This window comes from Defluviicoccus vanus, from assembly GCF_014672695.1.
Classification (GTDB): Bacteria; Pseudomonadota; Alphaproteobacteria; order Rhodospirillales; family Defluviicoccaceae; genus Defluviicoccus; species Defluviicoccus vanus.
Genome location: NZ_CP053923.1, coordinates 2041418 through 2059890 on the forward strand (window position 1 = coordinate 2041418; position 18473 = coordinate 2059890).

Annotated in this window: 14 protein-coding genes; 5 read left to right on the plus strand and 9 right to left on the minus strand. The window is 64.3% G+C overall.

Features of this window, described 5'->3' with window-relative positions; all coding sequences use genetic code 11:
- Nucleotides 1-235: 235 nt before the first annotated feature.
- From pabB to HQ394_RS09285, 3 genes are all read left to right on the plus strand, one after another.
- Complete coding sequence (gene pabB / locus HQ394_RS09275; protein WP_456151573.1) at nucleotides 236-1939, plus strand: aminodeoxychorismate synthase component I; 1704 nt, start codon at nucleotides 236-238, stop codon at nucleotides 1937-1939.
- A gap of 341 nt (nucleotides 1940-2280) precedes the next feature.
- Nucleotides 2281-3297: a hypothetical protein gene (locus HQ394_RS09280; protein WP_190263006.1), complete on the plus strand. Its 1017-nt coding sequence runs from the start codon at nucleotides 2281-2283 to the stop codon at nucleotides 3295-3297.
- 679 nt (nucleotides 3298-3976) lie between these two features.
- Nucleotides 3977-5023: an SBBP repeat-containing protein gene (locus tag HQ394_RS09285; protein ID WP_456151574.1), complete on the plus strand. Its 1047-nt coding sequence runs from the start codon at nucleotides 3977-3979 to the stop codon at nucleotides 5021-5023.
- 159 nt (nucleotides 5024-5182) lie between these two features.
- Here the strand turns inward: HQ394_RS09285 and phoB are convergent, their stop codons facing one another.
- The 9 genes from phoB to HQ394_RS09330 form a co-directional block, all read right to left on the minus strand.
- Nucleotides 5183-5872 carry a phosphate regulon transcriptional regulator PhoB gene (phoB, locus tag HQ394_RS09290; protein ID WP_190263008.1) on the minus strand — a complete coding sequence of 230 codons (690 nt, stop codon included), beginning with the start codon at nucleotides 5870-5872 and terminating at the stop codon, nucleotides 5183-5185.
- 66 nt (nucleotides 5873-5938) lie between these two features.
- Nucleotides 5939-6652, minus strand: a complete 714-nt coding sequence (gene phoU / locus HQ394_RS09295; RefSeq protein ID WP_190263009.1) for a phosphate signaling complex protein PhoU — start codon at nucleotides 6650-6652, stop codon at nucleotides 5939-5941.
- A 70-nt stretch (nucleotides 6653-6722) separates the two neighbouring features.
- Entirely contained in the window at nucleotides 6723-7577 is an 855-nt protein-coding gene (pstB, locus tag HQ394_RS09300) for a phosphate ABC transporter ATP-binding protein PstB (RefSeq protein WP_317629026.1), read from the minus strand.
- A 58-nt stretch (nucleotides 7578-7635) separates the two neighbouring features.
- Entirely contained in the window at nucleotides 7636-8967 is a 1332-nt protein-coding gene (pstA, locus tag HQ394_RS09305) for a phosphate ABC transporter permease PstA (RefSeq protein WP_190263010.1), read from the minus strand.
- Nucleotides 8960-10342, minus strand: a complete 1383-nt coding sequence (gene pstC, locus HQ394_RS09310) for a phosphate ABC transporter permease subunit PstC (RefSeq protein WP_190263011.1) — start codon at nucleotides 10340-10342, stop codon at nucleotides 8960-8962. The genes pstA and pstC overlap by 8 nt, the downstream gene beginning before the upstream one ends.
- Nucleotides 10343-10519: 177 nt before the next feature.
- Nucleotides 10520-11554, minus strand: a complete 1035-nt coding sequence (locus tag HQ394_RS09315) for a substrate-binding domain-containing protein (protein WP_190263012.1) — start codon at nucleotides 11552-11554, stop codon at nucleotides 10520-10522.
- 128 nt (nucleotides 11555-11682) lie between these two features.
- Nucleotides 11683-12990, minus strand: a complete 1308-nt coding sequence (locus HQ394_RS09320; protein WP_190263013.1) for an ATP-binding protein — start codon at nucleotides 12988-12990, stop codon at nucleotides 11683-11685.
- 77 nt (nucleotides 12991-13067) lie between these two features.
- The gene (locus tag HQ394_RS09325; protein WP_190263014.1) at nucleotides 13068-13895 is read right to left on the minus strand and encodes a GGDEF domain-containing protein; all 828 of its coding nucleotides are present in this window, start codon (nucleotides 13893-13895) and stop codon (nucleotides 13068-13070) included.
- A 368-nt stretch (nucleotides 13896-14263) separates the two neighbouring features.
- On the minus strand, nucleotides 14264-16090 hold the full coding sequence (locus HQ394_RS09330; RefSeq protein ID WP_190263015.1) for an ABC transporter ATP-binding protein: 1827 nt from the start codon (nucleotides 16088-16090) through the stop codon (nucleotides 14264-14266).
- Nucleotides 16091-16485: 395 nt separating this feature from the next.
- Here HQ394_RS09330 and groES point away from each other — a divergent pair, with 395 nt between their 5' ends.
- Both groES and groL read left to right on the plus strand, forming a co-directional pair.
- The gene (groES, locus tag HQ394_RS09335) at nucleotides 16486-16776 is read left to right on the plus strand and encodes a co-chaperone GroES (protein WP_190263016.1); all 291 of its coding nucleotides are present in this window, start codon (nucleotides 16486-16488) and stop codon (nucleotides 16774-16776) included.
- 33 nt (nucleotides 16777-16809) lie between these two features.
- On the plus strand, nucleotides 16810-18465 hold the full coding sequence (gene groL, locus HQ394_RS09340) for a chaperonin GroEL (protein WP_190263017.1): 1656 nt from the start codon (nucleotides 16810-16812) through the stop codon (nucleotides 18463-18465).
- Nucleotides 18466-18473 lie beyond the last annotated feature (8 nt).

Below are 18473 nucleotides of genomic sequence, written 5' to 3' on the forward strand. Positions count from 1 at the left end.
GCCCACGGCCAGGGGCATGGATGCGGTGGCGGTTGACGCCGCCGCATTTTCCAGGCTGGCTGCGCTCATGCGGACAGCGTGTTTCACCAGCGATGACGACGCCTTTGCCCTGCTCGACGACGGCAGCGGCGACGGCTGCTGGCTGCTTGAACGGCCTACCGCGATCATCGCCTGCGATGAGGCCGACGAAGTAGCCGCCAGCCTTGCCGCCATCGAGGTGGCCGTCGCCGGCGGGATGACCGCGGCCGGCTTCTTCACCTACGAGCTGGGCTACGCGCTGGAGCCGGTGCTGCGGCCGCTGCTACCGGCCGGGCGCCCACTGCCGCTCCTCTGCGTCGGCCTGTTTCCCCGCGTTCAACACATCTCACGGCCGGCGGCACGACGTTGGCTCGCCCTGCGCTCCGGCCAGCCGGCCAGCGTCAGCCTTGCCGCGCCGAGCTTCGATCGCGATGCTTACCGGGCGGCGTTTGCCGCGGTGCGGGCGCTGATCGGCGCCGGCGACGTCTACCAGATCAACCTCACCTTCAAGCAGCGGCTGCAGCTCGATGGCGATCCATGCGCTCTCTATCTGGAGTTGCAGCGCCGGCAGCGGGTCGGCAACGGCGGACTGCTGGCGATGGCGGGGTGGCACATCCTGTCGCTGTCGCCGGAGCTGTTTCTTCACCTCAAGGACGGTCGGGCGCTGGTGCGGCCGATGAAGGGAACCGCCGGCCGCGGCCTCACCGCCGCGGCGGATCGCGAGCGCGCCGCGTGGCTGGCGGCGGACGAAAAATCGCGGGCGGAAAACCTGATGATCGTCGATCTGCTGCGCAACGACCTGGGCCGGCTTGCGCCGATTGGCGGTGTCCGCGTCAGCGATCTCTACAGCGTCGAGACGCTGCGGACCTTGCATCAGATGACCTCCGGCATCGAGGCGACGCTGCGGCCGGGGGTGACGCTGGCGGAGTTGTTCGCCGCCCTCTTCCCCTGCGGCTCGGTGACCGGAGCACCGAAGATCCGGGCGATGCAGATCATCCGGGCGTTGGAGGGCGAACCGCGTGGTGTCTACACCGGTGCCATTGGCATGATCCGGTGCGATGAGCAGGGCGGGCTGGATCTCCGCCTGAACGTCGCCATCCGCACCCTCAGCATCGACGCCGAGGGTGCCGGCGAGCTCGGCATCGGCAGCGGCGTCGTCTTCGATTCCGACGCGGAGCGGGAATACGACGAATGCCTGCTCAAGGCCCACTTCCTCACCCAGCCGGGCGAACCCTTCGCCCTGATCNNAGAGACGCTGCGCTGGGATGCCGCCGAGGGCTACGCCCTGCTCGACCGGCACCTCGATCGCCTCGCTGCCTCGGCGCGCTACTTCGTCATTCCCTGCGATCGGGACCAGGCACGGCGGACGCTTGCCGCGGCAGCGGCCGACTTCACGGCCACGGAGATGCGGGTGCGGCTCAGCCTCGACGAGGAAGGGGAACTGGCACTGACGGCAGGACCGCTGGCGCCGCTGCCAAGTGTGCTGCGCTATGCCCTCTCGCCGCAGTCGCAGCGCTCCGACGACCCCTTCCGCTATCACAAGACGACGCGGCGCGACGCCTATGAGGCGGAGCTGGCGCGGCTGAAGGCGGCGACCGGCTGCGACGAGGTGTTGTTCGTCAACGAGCGCGGCGAACTCAGCGAAGGCAGCTGGAGCAACCTGTTCGTCCGCCGCGGCAGCATCCTTCTCACCCCGGCCAGCGGCTGCGGTCTCCTGCCGGGCACGCTGAGGGCGGAATTGCTCGACGCCGGCGAAGCGATCGAGGCGGTGCTGCGGCCGGCCGACCTCGCCGGCGCCGGCACGGTGCTGCTCGGCAACGGGGTTCGCGGCCTGATGCCGGCCCTGCCGGTGGCCGCAGCCGATGCGACACGCGAACCCGACCGGCGCGTCACCGCCGCCAACCGGCCGGAGTCTCTCTAACCGTTTATAATATAACGATTATAGGTCTAGTGACGGCACAAACGTCGTCATTTGTCGTCATCTGCCATCAGCTGTCGTCAATTCACCGGCGCCGGGCCGGCCTCAACGTCATAGAACATAAAGCGAACATACGCTAATGACGTTGCGCAGTCAACCGCCGGCCCCAGCGGTTGACAGTGGCGTTATCGCACACGTGTTCGTGGCCCTCCCATTCCGCCGTGGCACGAAACGGCAGGACATGCCAAGCTTTTCCCCACATGCAATTGCAACGCAACCGCTGGCGCGTGACGTCTGGCGGTGGGGTGAGATAGGGGAGTTAGAATGTACGACCGTGGCGGACCTTGGCCCTCGGCGCGGTCCTGTCGCTTACGCTGGCATCGAGTGCCGGCGCCGCCTGGACCGGCCAGCTCTCGCAAGGCACCAGCAACATCATCGGCAACGAGTCCTGCGCTTCGCCGGCGGCCGGCAAGGCCGTCTGCGCCGCACGCAGCCTCACTAACACCTTCGCCGTCAACAAGTATGCCACCGGCGCCTGGAGCGGCTGGAGCACCCTTGCCGGAGTGATCACCTCGGCGCCCAGTTGCGCCAGCGACGGCACCGGTGTGGTCATCTGCGCCGCCCGCGACGCCAGCAGCGCCCTGTTCTATACGCGCTATGACGGCACGGCGTGGAGCACGCCGGCAAAGGTGGGTGGCCAGCTCGCCTCGGCACCCAGTTGCGCGTCGTTCAGCGCCGGCCATGTGCTCTGCGTCGCACGCAGCCTGACCGGCGGCCTGACCGCGAGCGCGTTCAACGGCACCACCTGGAGCGCCTTCAGCGCGGTCGCCGCGACGACCATTTCCGATCCCGGCTGTGCCGGCGATGGCAAGGGCGGCGTCATCTGTACGGTCAACACCACCACCGGCGCCGTTCTCGCCACCCGCTTCAACGGCACCGCCTGGAGTGGCGTCATCAACCTGGGCGGCGTCGCCACCACGGCGCCCACCTGCACCTACCTCGGCCTCACCGGCCAAGTGGCGTGCTTGGCCCGCGGCAGCAACTCCGCCCTCTACGTCAATCGCTTCAACGGTGGCACCTTTGCGCTGGCTGGCTGGAGTGGCTGGGGTGGCCTCGGCGGCCAGGGCAGCTCAAAGGTGAGCTGCGCCAACACCGGCGCCGGCCTGTTGGTCTGCGGCGTCTTCGCCCTCACCGACAGCGCGCTTTGGGTAGATAGCTTCAACGGCACGACATGGAGCGGTTGGGGCAAGGTGGGTGGCACCGGCATCGGCGATCCCAGTTGCACATCGACGGCTGCCGGCAAGGCACTGTGCGCCCTGGTCAGCGTCAACAACCGTGGCTTCTCCAGTGTCGGACCGTGAGGGTCGGCTGAGGGGGGCGAGGTGGCAGGTTCTGGTGCGGCGGCTCCACCCTCACCCGGCGCGTTCGCGCCGACCTCTCCCTGAGGGAGATGTTTTGGGAAGTTCCCCTCTCCCGCGCGGGAGAGGGTGAGTTGTGTGAGGGTGGGCCGGGTAAGGGCGTCCGCCCCCATGGTCCTATGCATCGGCCGGACGAAAGATGGATCCAGCACGCTGCTCCGTCTCGGGATACCATCAAGGCGTGTGCCGAGCGTGGCTCCCTGGGGAAACAGCGGCAAATACCTCAAATGGCCTAGTCAAGGCGAGGAATAACGCTTCTCTCACGCAGTATTAAGACTGCGACGCAGTTTCGGCGTTGACCCTCCTGTGTATACGCGGGTATGGTTACCTGCTTTCATATTGCAAGCGGGGGATATCCCAATGAGAAGGACGCGTGAACGGGCGCTGATGCGGTGCCTGAAGGGTGGAATTGCGTGCGGTGCGATCGTCGCCGCTCTCGCCATCGGCGGTGCGGCACAGGCGGGGCCGGCCCCGTTGTGGGTCGAGCAGATTGGATCGGACCGCTACGACTACGNNGCAACGGAGTGGCGACGGAGTGGCGACGGACACGGCCGGCAACGTCGTCCTCGCCGGATCTACCTCCGGATCGCTCGCGCCCGCTGTGAACGGCTACGATGTCTGGGTGGCAAAATACAACCCGCTGGGCACGAGACTTTGGATAAAGCAGTTTGGGACCGGTTACAACGATTACGGGACGAGTGTTGCGACGGATGGGTCCAACAACATCCTCGTCGCCGGCTACTCCCTGGGCGACTTAGGCGGCCACAACAAGGGCGGCAACGATGCCTTTGTTGCCAAGTACAACGCAGCTGGCACCCGCCTATGGGCAAGGATGATCGGGAGCAAGAGNCTTTTTGAAACGGCAAACGGGGTCGCCGCCGATAAGGCCGGCAACGTCTTCATCTGCGGATACACCAGCGGCAAGCTCGGTCAAGCGCAGTTCGGCGACGACGACGCCTGGCTCGCCAAATACAACGCCGCGGGAACGCTGCAGTGGGTGCGCCAGCTTGGCTCATCGCAAGACGAGGTGTGCAACGCCGTGGCGACGGACAAGGACAACAACATTGTCCTCGCCGGGACCACCTACGGTCCCTTGGGCGGCCCCGATCCGAAGAACCTCGACCGGGTCCCCTGGATCGCCAAGTACAATACCGCCGGCACGCTCGTCTGGGTAAAGCAGGTTGTCTCGGCGGGCGTCCACTTCGGCAACAGCGTCGCCACCGACAAGACCGGCAACATCCTGGTCGGCGGGACGGCCCTCGGTCGGATTGTTCCCGGCCCCTACAACGGGATCGACGCCTGGGTCGCCAAGTACAACGCCGCCGGCACACGGGTGTGGATCAAGCAGTACGGGACNGGGGGAAGCGACTATGGGAACGGCGTTGCCGCCGACGGAGACGGCAACGTGCTGCTGACCGGCCGCGTTCGCCATTATCCGCTCGGGGGTGCGGCCAAGACAGACGCCTTCATCCGCAAATACAGCGCTGCAAATGGCACGGTGCTGTGGACGCGTATCCTCAACTCGTCGGGCAATGAGAATGATGTCGGCAACGCTGTCACAGCCGACAGTCTCGGCGACGTTTACATCGCCGGCTCGACAGACGGCGATCTCGATGGCCCAAACAAGGGCAGAAATGATGCTTTCCTCGCCAAGTTCTCGAAGCAGTAAGCGGGCGGCGCGCCCAGTGGTGCTGCAGTTGCGCAATGCGGCAGTTCCACCATCCTCCGGCGCATTCGCGCCGACCTCTCCCTGCAGGGAGAGATTTTAGGGGAGTTCCCCTCTCCCGCGGACGGGGAAGGGCGGCCCGCAGCGAGTGGGGGCTGGGCTTTAATTTGCGGCGTTCAGCGCATAGCCGGTACCGCGGACGGTGCGGATGATATCGTCTTCGCCAGTGGTGCCGAGCGCCTTGCGCAGGCGGCGGATGTGGACGTCGACGGTACGCAGTTCCACGTGGATGTCCCGACCCCAGACCTGATCGAGGAGCTGCTCGCGGGAGAAGACACGGTCGGGGCGCTCCATGAACAGGCGCAGGATGCGGAACTCGGTGGGGCCGAGATGGATCGGCCGGCCGCGACGGCTGACCCGATGGGTACCGAGGTCCATGCTGATGTCGGCACAGACCAGCCGCTCCTCGCTTAGTGCCGGGCGTGTGCGGCGGAGGACGGCGCGGACGCGGGCGATCAGCTCCGACGGCGAGAAAGGCTTGACCACATAATCATCCGCACCACATTCGAGGCCGCGTACCCGATCGCCCTCCTCGGAGCGGGCGGTGAGCATGATGATCGGAATCGCCCGCGTATCGGTGCGGGTGCGCAGCCGCTGGCAAAGGCTGATGCCGGAGATGCCGGGCAGCATCCAGTCGAGAAGAATCAGGTCCGGCTGCTTTTCGTCAACCGACACCATCGCCTCCTCGCCGTCGGCGGCAACGGAGACATCGAAGCCGGCGCGGTCGAAGTTGTAGCGGAGGATTTCGGCCTGAGCCTGCTCATCCTCGACGATCAAAACATGTGGCTTCACGCTCCGCTGATCCCTGTTGGATGTCGATTGCCGCGCTCGCCCTGCCGGCGACCAGGCTGTCGACCGCTATGGATGTGGCTGCACGACGGTAAAGCTCGACGTGTCGTCCTTCGGCCGCTCGTCGAGCGGGGCGCGGCCCTCGACCAGAAAGGCGACGACCTCGGCAATATTGGTGGTGTGGTCGCCGATCCGCTCGAAGTTCTTGGCGATGAACAGAAGGTGAGTGCATGAGGTGATGCTCCGCGGATCCTCCATCATGTAGGTGAGGAGTTCACGGAAGATGCTGGTGTACAGGGCGTCTACTTCCTTGTCGCGCAAGCGGAGTGCCTGCGCCTTGTCGCTATCGCGGCTGAGGTAGGCGTCAAGCACGTCCTTCAGCAGTTCCAGCGCCAAGTNTGCGAGGCGGGCCACCGTCTGTACCGAGGCGAGCGGCGGCATCTCTGCCAGGACGACGGTGCGCTTGGCGACATTCTTGGCATAATCGCCGATCCGCTCCAGCATCGCCGACGTCTTCAAGGCGCCGATGATCTCGCGCAGGTCGCGCGCCATCGGCTGGCGCAACGCCAGGATGCTAAGCGCCTGCTGATCGACGGCGGCCTCCATCTCGTCGATGCGAACGTCGGTACCGGTGACACGAAGCGCCCGCTCGGTATCGCGGCGGACCATGGCGACGATCGCCTCCGACAGCTGCAACTCAGCCAGGCCGCCCATCTCGGCGATGACGTTGTTCAGCCGTTTCAGCTGATCATCGAATGCCTTGACGATGTGCTCCGACGTCATCGTTTACACCTCCCGGTCATGACTGCGCCTGTTGCCGTCAAATCCCCTTCGACGCCATATATTGTTTTAATTATCCGAACCGCCCCGTGATGTAGTCCTGCGTCCGCTTGTCCCGGGGATTGGTGAAGATCTTTTCCGTATCGTCCGTTTCCACCAGCACCCCCAGGTGGAAGAAGCCGGTGCGCTGCGAGACGCGCGCCGCCTGCTGCATCGAGTGGGTGACGATGACGATGGTGTAGTTGGTGCGCAATTCGTCGATCAACTCCTCGATGCGCGCCGTGGCGATGGGATCGAGGGCCGAGCACGGCTCGTCCATCAGGATCACCTCCGGTTGCACGGCAATGGCGCGGGCGATGCAGAGCCGCTGCTGCTGACCACCGGAGAGGCTGGTGCCCGGCTGGTCAAGGCGGTCCTTCACCTCGGAGAGGAGGCCGGCCTTTTCGAGACTGCCGAAGACGATCTCGTCCAGATACTGCCGGTCGCTGGCGAGGCCATGGATGCGCGGCCCGTAGGCGACGTTTTCGTAGATCGACTTCGGGAACGGGTTCGGCTTTTGAAAGACCATGCCGACGCGGGCGCGCAGGTGGACCACGTCCATTTCCCGGGCGTAGATGTCCTGGCCGTCGAGGAGCAGGCTGCCGGTGACGCGGCAGGTATCGATGGTGTCGTTCATCCGGTTGAGGCAGCGCAGGTAGGTGGACTTGCCGCAGCCGGACGGGCCGATCAGCGCCGTCACCTCATGCCGGTAGATGCTAAGCGAGACGCCCTTCAACGCCTGCTTGGTGGCGTAGTAGACATCGACGTTGGTGGTGACAAAGGTCGGCTCGGGTGTCGGCGTGAGCAATGGCCCATGGATTGAGCCGGGCATCACCGTGCTCCCCGGATTAACCAGCGACGCCGCCGCCGCCGTTCGCAGGACGCTCATCGGTTTCTCCGTCGTCATGGTTGCGACTGCCGCCGGGTTGGTGTCGGCATCTTGCCCCTCACCACGTCCGCTCGAACCGGCGGCGCAAGACGACCGCAATCAGGTTCATCAGCACGAGGAAGCCCAAGAGGATGGCGATGGCCGCCGCCGCCCGTTCGACGAAGGCACGCTCCGGCGCATCCGACCACAGATAGATCTGCACCGGCAGCACCGTCGCCGGATCGAGCGGGCTGGTGGGAATGTCGACGATGAAGGCGACCATGCCGATCATCAGCAACGGCGCGGTTTCGCCCAGCGCGTGTGCCATGCCGATGATGGCGCCGGTGAGCATGCCGGGCATGGCGAGGGGGATGACGTGGTGAAAGGTGGTCTGCACCTTCGAGGCGCCGACACCGAGGGCGGCTTCGCGGATCGAAGGCGGCACCGACTTGATCGCCGCGCGCGAGGCGATGACGATGGTGGGCAGCGTCATCAGCGCCAGCACCAGGGCGCCGACCACCGGCGTCGAGCGTGGCAGTCCGAAGAAGTTGATGAAGACGGCGAGGCCTAGGAGACCGAAGACGATGGACGGCACCGCCGCCAGGTTGTTGATGTTGACCTCGATCAGGTCGGTCCAGCGGTTCTTCGGTGCGAACTCCTCGAGGTAGACGGCGGCACCGACGGCGAGCGGGAACGACAGCAGAATCGTGATCACCATGGTCCACAAGGTGCCGACGAGACCGCCCCACACCCCTGCCAGCTCGGGCGAGCGCGAGTCGCCGGCGGTGAACAAGGTAGTATTGAACACCCGCTCGATCATCCCGCGCTGCTGCAGCCGCGTGAAATAGTCCAGCTGTCGATCGGAGACACGCCGCGCCGACTCTTCGCTGCTGGCCATGATGTGGCCCTTGGCCAGCTGGTCGATGTCGTCGGCGACTGGAACGAGCAGCTCAATACGCTGGCCGATCAGCGACGGGTCCGCCATCACCCTCTCGCGCAGACGATAGGTGGCACCGGGGCTGATCATCGCGAACAGTTCGCGGCGATCCTGCCGGCCGGTGGCGTCGGGAAACAGGTCCTCAAGGGCGTCGCGAACCAGCCGCTGGTAATCGACCCGCGACAACGCGTCGGCATCGCCCGGCGCCGTAAGATCGAACTCTTGCGGGTAAAGGGTGATCGGCAGGCGCAGCATCGTCTGGGTGAAGGCNNGGGAAGGGGCGGTGCTGATGATGGTGAACAGCAGCGTCGCCAGGGCGGCGACGGCAAAACAGATGGCGATCACCCCGTAGGCACGAAAGCGCCGCTCGGCAGCATAGCGCCGCGGCAGTCCCGCGGTCACCCTCGCCGCCACCGTCGCCGCATCAAGCGCCGGTATCGCCGCCGGTGCCACGGCTGAGAAGCCGCTATTCATATTGTTCCCGATACGCCTTGACGATCCGCAGGGCGATGATGTTCAGCGCCAGGGTAACGAAAAAGAGGACGAGACCCAAGGCAAAGGCCGCCAGGGTCTTGGAACTGTCGAACTCCTGGTCGCCGACGAGCAGCGTGGCGATCTGCACCGTTACCGTGGTCACCGCCTGCAGCGGATTGACCGTCAGGTTGGCGGCGAGACCGGCCGCCATGACGACGATCATCGTCTCACCAATCGCCCGTGAGGCGGCAAGCAGGAAGCCGCCGACAATGCCGGGGAGCGCCGCCGGAATGACCACCCGCATGATCGTCTCCGACTGGGTGGCACCGAGGCCGTAGGAGCCTTCGCGCATCGCCCTTGGTACGGCGGTGATTACGTCGTCCGACAAAGAGGAGACGAAGGGGATGATCATCACCCCCATCACCAGCCCCGCCGCAAGGGCGCTTTCCGAGGAGATGACGAGGCCCACCTGCTCGCCCGTCTGGCGGACGAAGGGGGCGACCGTCAGCGCGGCGAAGAAGCCGTAGACCACGGTAGGGATGCCGGCGAGGATCTCCAACAGCGGTTTGATGACGGCACGGACGCGTCGGTGGGCGTATTCGGACATGTAGATTGCCGACAGCAGGCCGACCGGCATGGCGACACACAGGGCGATGAAGGAGATCAGCAGGGTGCCGACAAAGAGCGGGATCGCTCCGAACAGGCCCGATCCTGCCACCTGGCCGGCGCGCAAGGCGATCTGCGGGCTCCACTCGGTGCCAAAGAGGAAGTCAATCGGCGAGATGCGGAGGAAAAACCGCACCGCCTCGAACACCAGCGAAAAGATGATCCCGACCGTGGTCAGGATCGCCAGCGTCGAACTGGCGATGAGAAACCCACGGATCACCGCTTCAACCTGATTGCGGGCGCGCAGGCGCGGCACGATCTTCCGGCGCGCCCAGGTCAACCCGGCAATGGCGAGGGCAACACCCAGCACCGCAAGGGCGATGCGGCTGACCAGCAGCAGATGACGGTAATGCGCAGCGGCCTGCAGCATCATCGGATCGGCGACCTGACTGGCCACGTCGCCGCGGGCGAGGTTGCGAATGTCGCTGAGCATCAGGCCGAGCTGTGCCGGCGACAACGACTGCTGCTCGGCGCTCAGCGCGTTGACCAGCAGCGCCTCAACCAGCCGTGGTTCCAGCACCAGCCAGAGCGTTACCAGCGCCAAGGCCGGCAGCGCACACCACAAGGCGACGTAATAGCCATAGTAGCTGGGAAGTGAATGCAGGGGTTGGCCGGAGCGGGATGAGGCGGCCAGCGCCCGCTGCTTTCCCAGCTGATAACCGACCGCAGCGAGCGCCAGGATCAGCAGGAGGACTGCCCAAACGACCATACGACCTCTGTACTACCGACCGCAAACGCTTCGTTTTCTCGTCTTGAACACCGTGACCGCATTATTGTCGCCCGTCGGCACGGCGTTCCCTGGTCAAGTTGAAAGTATGGCCGATCCGCCTCGAACCGACAACGGCTGCCGCCGCCGGTCCTGAGTACGGACCTCGCCATCNNCACCCTACATCGCAACGTTGCTGGCGAGGCTCAGTGCCTGCTTGCGCACTGCCGCCCGCTCGGCATCGGGCAGGGCAATGAGACCCTTGTCGGCCAAGTAGCCTTCGGGACCAAAAGCCTTGTCGCTGACGAATTCGGCGACGAACTCCTTGATGCCCGGGACCGCTGCCACATGCGCCTTCTTGACATAGAAGTAGAGGGAGCGGGCGATCGGATACTTGCCGCTGGCGATGTTGTCGTAATTATCCTCAACGCCGTTGATTTTGCTGCCCTGGATCTTCTCCTGGTTCTGATCAAGGAAGCTGTAGCCGAATATGCCGAAGGCATTCGAATTGGCTTCCAGCTTGCGGACGATCAGCACGTCGTTCTCGCCGGCCTCGATGAAGGCACCATCTTCGCGGATGCCCTGGCACACCGCTTTGTGCTTTTTCTCGTCACTTTTTTTCAGATCAGCGATCGCCGGAATCTGGTTGCAGCCACCTTCCATCGCCAGTTCGACGAACGCGTCTCGTGTCCCGGACGTGGGCGGTGGCCCGAGAACCTCGATCTTGGCGTCGGGAAGGGTGGGGCTGATCTCGCTCCACTTACTGTAGGAATTGGGCTTGAAGCCGCCGGAGCCGTCCGGAATATCCTTGGCCAGGGCGAGATAGAGCTGCTCTAGCGTGATTTCCATCCGCGGCGCGGCTTTCGAATTGGCAAGGACGATGCCGTCAAAGCCGATTTTCACTTCGGTAAGTTCGGTGACGCCGTTGGTGACGCANNTTTCGATCTCTGACTTCTTGATCGCCCGCGATGCGTTGGCGATATCCGGAGTATCGATGCCGACGCCGCTGCAGAACAGCTTAAAGCCGCCACCGGTGCCGGTACTTTCGATCACCGGGGTCTTGAACTTGGTCGTTTTGCCGAACTCTTCCGCCACCCGCGTGCTGAAGGGATAAACGGTGGACGATCCGACGATACGAATCTGGTCACGCGCCTCAGCGCTGGCAGCGAGCGCGACAGATGCCACAAAGGACATCATCAGAATCTTTCCGATCATTGCCTACTCCCGATTTTCCGGGTCAGAGAACCGGCCTGCGGGGTCGCCGCCCCGCGCCGAAGGACGCGGTTGTAAGGGGGACGGACCGCCTGCGCCAAGGTGGATATCATGGCGGCATGACAATTACGCTACGCTTTTATGACATCATCGCGATCGGTGCCAGTTTCCGTCGCAGGCTCAGGCGCTTGCTGCTTCACCGCCGGAAGAAAGATCGTAAACGTGCTACCGCGTCCCAACACGCTTTCGATGGTGAGCCGGCCGCGATGACGATTGACGATGTGCTTGACGATGGCGAGGCCGAGGCCGGTGCCGCCCAAGCGGCGCGAGCGACCCTCATCAACGCGGTAGAAACGCTCGGTCAGCCGCGGCAGGTGGATCGACGGAATGCCCTCGCCTTCGTCGGCAACCGCGATCGACACGCCGGGCTGATTCGTTCCCGGCAGACGATCAATTGACCTGGCGAGGATGCGGATGCGGGTTTGCGGGCGACCATACTTGACGGCGTTGTCCACCAGATTGTGGACCACCTGGGTGAGTTGATCCGGATCGCCGACCACACAGGGTAGCGCCGGCTGGCAGTCCACCTCCATCGTCATCTGCTTCTTTTCCGCCCGCGGTGCCAGCGTACACGCCGCTTCGTCGACCAGTGCCGCCATATCGACAACGACGCGCGGGGGAATGTGTTCGTTGATCTCCACCCGGGAGAGCGACATCAGGTCATCGACCAGACGCGCCATTCTGTAGGCCTCGCCCTGCATCAGCGTCAGGAAGCGGATGCGCGCCTCGTCGTCTTCGCTCGCCGGGCCGAGCAGGGTCTCGATAAAGCCGATGATCGCCGACAGGGGCGAACGGAGTTCGTGTGACGAGTTGGCGACGAAATCAGCGCGGCTCTGCTCCGCTCGCTTGACGTTTGTTTCGTCGCGAAACACCAGGACGATCTGCGTCGGCTGGCCTGAAGCCGACTTCGCCAGTCCGGCGGCAAAAACGCAGAAGGTCCGTGGGACAGGCGACGGCAGGGTGACCTCTTCGCTGAAGTTAGGCGCGCCTTGCGCCACGCTCTCGGCGGCGGCCAGGACCACCGGGTGGCGCAGCGACAGAGCCAGATCGCTATCCACCGGCCCTACCCCAAGCGTCTCGCGCGCGGCGCGATTGCTGGCAAGGATTTCACGCCGATTATTGAGCAGGATGACCGGATCGGGGAGACATTCCAGCAGTTCGGCCGGAACGGCTGACGGCCTGGGGTCGACCGGTGGCAAGGGCTGAATGCCGTCGCGGCGGCGCCGCCAGAGACCCAACCCGGCGACGGCGATGGCGAGGAGGATCGCCACACACGGGCGGGGTTCGATTACCTGCAACGCCATCAGCAGCGCGGTCACGCCAACGGGCAATAGCAGCGCGAGGACGACCGCTCGGTTGCGGTTCTTATCAGCCATCATGGTTACGATCTGCCATGGTCACCCCGGCAGCGCGAGAGCCCGCGGCCGGCAAGCGGCGAGAGCGGGGAAGCCCGAAGTCAGGCATGAGCGTCGGGCAGGGGCAAACTCCCGCTGTCGCCGACGACGCGATTACGACCAAAGCGCTTGGCAAAATGCAGTGCGTGATCCGCCCGCGCGAGAAACTTATGCAGCGGCTCACCGAAGTTGAACTGGGCAACCCCGATTGAAACACTCACCCGCCCCAGTTGATCGCCCGTTCGCAGGTGGACGACACACTTGCTTGCGACCCGCTGGCGGATGCCTTCCGCAAGCGCCGCTGCATCCTTTAGCCGCGTTCGCGGCAGGATAATCGCAAACTCCCCGCCGCCATAGCGCGCGACCGTGTCCTGGCCCTTGAGGCTTTGCTTCAGCGTTACCGCCAGAAGTTTCAGAACCTGGTCGCCAGTCGTGTTGCCGTGGGCGGCATTAAACGTCTTGAAGTGATCGATGTCGAGCATGAACACGGATAGCGGGGTCTCACTGGCGATTGCTTCGCGTGCCGCTTCGCCCAGGATGTGATCGAACATCTTGCGATTGGCCAGCCCGGTCAGCGCGTCCGTCATCACTTCCAGCCGGGGCACCTCCAGTTGCTGGCGAAGTCTGCACACTTCCTGTAGGCTTTGGCGCAGTTGCTCTCCAAGGTCGCGGCTTTGTTTGGCAATGGCCCGCGTTTCGCGCAGGATAGCGAGGATAAGCAGGCGCAGATCCTTGCCGGTGCGCATACACTCCACGACGTCGCTCGCCTCTTCGAGACTGCTGCCATAGGAGCAGGCGGCGTTCGCCGTCGTCTCCGCCGCTGCCAGCACCTTCGCCAGTTCGGCTTCCATCCGATCGGCGACCAGTTGCGCCGGTACGGTTTCGGGCACGGTGGCGCAGAAGGTGCGGAAGACGGCGTNGCACCTCCTCCTCGGAGGGCGCCGCCGGGTAGTAAAAATTAATTCGAGGGCCTGGTTGAGCTGCGGATTCTCCCGGCTTGCGTAGCCATGCCACAAGCTGTAGTTGTGCGGATGCGGTGCGATATCACGCTGGCGCATCATGCCGAGCGCGGTTTCAGCAACCGCGTTAGCCTCTTCCAGCGAGTGGGAGAATTCCATACCTGTTCCCCGGCGGGACTACGCCACCCTAGCAGACCAGGACAGTATTATGCCGCGCCGTTAACAGCGGATGAAAAGCGCCGGAGAAATTGCTCGCTTGCGAGCGTATTCGGGACGGGTTTACGGTCGCCTGACACCGGCTAAGTCAGCTGCGGGGAAGCGGCGCTGGGGACTGGGCCGCCCCCGCCACTCGCCGCGGCCGGCGGGCTGTCCTCGCTGCGCGGGGTGAACAGGTGGACGTTATCGGCGATCCGCTGCCAAGCCGGCTGGTGCGAGATGGCCAGCACGGTAAGCCCGGTGTTGCGGCATAGATCGCGAATGTGGCTGCAGATTTCCGCTTCGGTCTCCGGGTCGAGACCGGTGGTGGCCTCGTCCAGAATCAGTAGTCTTGGTTGCAGCAGGAGTGCGCGGGCGAGCGAAATGCGCTGGCGCTGACCGCCGGAGAGGCGTTGACCACGCTCGCCGACCTGACGGTTCATGCCCTCCGGACTTTCGAGGACGAACGACCAAGCGCCGGCTGCCCGCAGCACCGCCTCCACCTGCTCGGGCGACACGCCTTCCTCCCAGAGACAGACGTTCTGGAAGATGGTGTCGTGGAAGAGGGTGATCTCCTGCGGCACGTAGCCGATCAGCCGCCGCCAGCTATGCAGGTCGATGTCCTGCAGGTCCTGACCGTCGATCAGAATCCGTCCCGCCTGCGGCCGATGCAGGCCGACGATGAGATCGACGGTGGTGGATTTGCCCACCCCCGATGGCCCGGCGATGGTGGTGATCTGACCGAACGGGATGGTCAGCGACACGTTGTCGAGGACGATCTTGTCGCCGTAGCCGAAGCTGATGCCTTCGAGAGTGACCCCCTGATTAAGCGTCGGCTGGCCGCTGCCCGACGAAATCTCGGCTTCGTTACGGGCCGTCTTCAGCAGCCGCTCCAGCGACTGAAACTGGTCGTAAGCCTGGGTAAACTTCTGGAAATCCCGCTGGATCGGGGTGATCGCGCCCACTGTCCGCACCAGCAGCAATGCCATGATCACCACTTCGTGCAGCGACAGGTTGAACGTGTTCAGGGCGACAAAGAAACTCGCGGCGATCATGCAGCCGATGATCGGTTCCTGCAGTTCCACCGCGTATTCGCTGCTGAACACCCGCGTTCGCAGCGCTCCCGCCAGCAAGCGGGCGTTGTCCTCGAACATGCGGCTGAAGTGCTCGGTGCGGCCCATGGCGCGGACCTGCTTGATGCCGATCATCGCGTCGGTGAACGTGCTGGCGCCGGCGCGCATCTGCTCCCGATAGCGCCGCGCCGCACGGCGGCTGCCTTGCACCATCTTGCCGAAGGATATCAGCATCGCCAGGCCGAGAAAGAGGGCGAAAACGAGCAGTGGCCAGGAGATGAAGGCGGCGAGAATCAGGAACAGGAGCGACTGCAGCCCGTTGGCGAGCATCGAGGTCACCCGCTGAAAGCACTCGCCGACGGCGGCCGCTTCCGCTCCGGTGGCGTGGACCATGCGCCCCAGCGACTGACGGATGAAATAGGACCATCGCGCCCGCAACAGCGCCTTGATCATTTCAAGCTGAAAGCTGCTGGTGATTTCGCCAACGATATCGCTGACGTAGCGCATGACGTTGACGCCAATGAGCGCCTTCAGGCCAAGGCCGATGAAGATCACCACCAGCAGATAGGCTGGATAAAAGGGAATACCGATGCTGGAAAAGAGCGATTGCACCGCGATGGCGATGCCCTTCGACTCCCTCAGTTGCGCCGTCGAGGCCAGCAACGGAATGATCATCGTCAGGCCAATCAGTTCCATCAGGCTGGAAAAGAACAGGCCGACGATCACCAGGTAGCGCTGCCGGGGGGGAACCAGCCGGAGCACACGGCGCATGGCGCGCGCCCAGCCCCAAAGCTTGGAGGGCAGGCTGCGACGTTTCTTATGGCCGGAAGTGGCGTCCTTCGCAGGGGTGGTCTTCATCGCATGGTCTTTCCGTGACTTACCGCCGTGCGCATGTTTTTTTCTCGCAATGCGCCGACGCCGAGGGTGGGGCCACCCTCGGCCCCACGCAACACCGCGCGCGCAATACCGGCACGCCGCTGGCCCGCCGCCAACAGCGGCGAGTCCGGCCGGCACTCTATATACCGGATCGGCAATCGTCACGATCACCCCACCATCGGCGGGCACAGGCACCACCAAAATGTTGCATTGCAGCAACATCATCGCCGCCCATCATCGCCGCCGGCCGGGGGACGGTCAGCGAGATCCAGTCCTTGACACTCACTGAGGTGCGACCTACCTCTTTGGCACTCACCGGGTGAGAGTGCTAACAACGCCGCGCACGCGGATGTTTTTAACAGCATGGAGGGTAAACCATGAAGTTTCGTCCCCTGCACGACCGCGTCGTCGTCAAGCGGATCGAGCAAGAAGCGAAGACCAAGGGCGGGATCATCATTCCTGATTCGGCCAAGGAAAAGCCCCAGGAAGGCGAAGTGGTCTCTGTCGGTCCTGGCGCACGCAACGAGAACGGCGAGATTATCGCGCTCGAGGTCAAGGCGGGCGATCGCATTCTTTTCGGTAAATGGTCCGGCACGGAAGTTAAAGTCGATGGTGAAGATCTCCTTATCATGAAGGAATCTGACATCCTGGGCATCATTGAAAAGTAATTTATTGAGCGGAACTAAAGGGAGCACGACGATATGGCTGCTAAGGACGTAAAATTTTCCTCCGATGCCCGCGAGCGCATGCTGCGTGGCGTCGATATCCTTGCCAACGCGGTTAAGGTAACGCTCGGCCCGAAGGGACGCAACGTCGTCCTCGACAAGAGCTTCGGCGCGCCGCGGATCACCAAGGACGGCGTCACCGTCGCCAAGGAGATCGAACTTTCCGACAAGTTCGAGAACATGGGCGCGCAGATGCTGCGCGAAGTGGCCTCGAAGACCTCCGACCTCGCCGGCGACGGCACCACCACCGCGACCGTGCTCGGTCAGGCGATCGTCCGTGAGGGCGCGAAGGCAGTGGCCGCCGGTATGAACCCGATGGACCTGAAGCGCGGCATCGATATCGCCGTCGAAGCCATCATCGCCGATCTGAAGTCCCGTTCGAAGCCAGTTTCCACCAACGCCGAAATCGCTCAGGTCGGCACGATCTCCGCCAATGGCGAGAAAGAGATCGGCGCCATGCTGGCGCGGGCGATGGAGAAGGTCGGCAAGGAAGGCGTGATCACCGCCGAAGAGGCGAAGAGCCTGACGAGCGAGCTCGAGATCGTCGAAGGCATGCAGTTCGATCGCGGCTACACCTCGCCCTACTTCATCACCAATGCCGAGAAGATGACCTGCGAGCTGGAAAGCCCGTGGATCCTCATTCACGAGAAGAAGCTCTCCGGCCTGCAGCCGCTGCTGCCGGTGCTGGAATCGGTGGTCCAGTCGGGCCGGCCGCTGCTGGTCATCGCCGAGGACATCGAGGGCGAGGCGCTGGCGACGCTGGTCGTCAACAAGCTGCGCGGTGGCCTGAAGGTCGCAGCGGTGAAGGCGCCGGGCTTCGGTGATCGTCGCAAGGCGATGCTCGAAGACATCGCCATTCTCACTGCCGGCCAGGTCATCTCCGAAGACCTCGGCATCAAGCTCGAGGGCGTCACCCTCGATATGCTGGGCACGGCGAAGAAGGTGGTNATCATCACCAAGGAAGAGACCACCATCATCGAAGGTGCCGGCGCCAAGGAAGAGATCCAGGGCCGCTGCACCCAGATCCGGGCGCAGATCGAGGATACCACCTCCGACTACGACCGCGAGAAGCTGCAGGAGCGTCTGGCGAAGCTCGCCGGTGGCGTCGCGGTGATCCGCGTCGGCGGCGCGACCGAGACCGAGGTGAAGGAAAAGAAGGACCGGGTCGAGGACGCAATGCACGCGACCCGCGCTGCGGTTGAGGAAGGCGTGCTGCCGGGTGGCGGCGTCGCCCTGCTCTATGCCACGCATGTGCTCGAAGGCCTNCACCCCTATAACGCCGACCAGCAGGCGGGGATCAACATCATCCGCAAAGCGCTGCAGGCACCGGTGCGGCAGATCGCCGAGAACGCCGGCGTCGATGGTGCGGTGGTCGTCGGCAAGCTCTTCGACAAGGCTGACCTGAGCTTCGGCTTCGATGCCCAGCACGAAGAGTATGTGGACATGTTCAAGGCCGGCATCATCGATCCGACCAAGGTGGTCCGCACCGCGCTGCAGGACGCCGCGTCCGTCGCTGGCCTGCTGATCACCACCGAGGCGATGATCGCCGAGAAGCCGGAGCGGAAGTCCCCGCCGATGCCGGGCGGTGGCGGCATGGGTGGTATGGGCGGCATGGGCGATATGGACTTCTAAGTCTGTCT

Coding starts and splice junctions, on each gene's coding strand:
- pstB (WP_317629026.1), bottom strand. CDS start 7,577: ATGAGCGTCCTGCGAACGGCGGCGGCGGCGTCGCTGGTTAATCCGGGG.
- groES (WP_190263016.1), top strand. CDS start 16,486: ATGAAGTTTCGTCCCCTGCACGACCGCGTCGTCGTCAAGCGGATCGAG.
- pstC (WP_190263011.1), bottom strand. CDS start 10,342: ATGGTCGTTTGGGCAGTCCTCCTGCTGATCCTGGCGCTCGCTGCGGTC.
- HQ394_RS09320 (WP_190263013.1), bottom strand. CDS start 12,990: ATGATGGCTGATAAGAACCGCAACCGAGCGGTCGTCCTCGCGCTGCTA.
- HQ394_RS09330 (WP_190263015.1), bottom strand. CDS start 16,090: ATGAAGACCACCCCTGCGAAGGACGCCACTTCCGGCCATAAGAAACGT.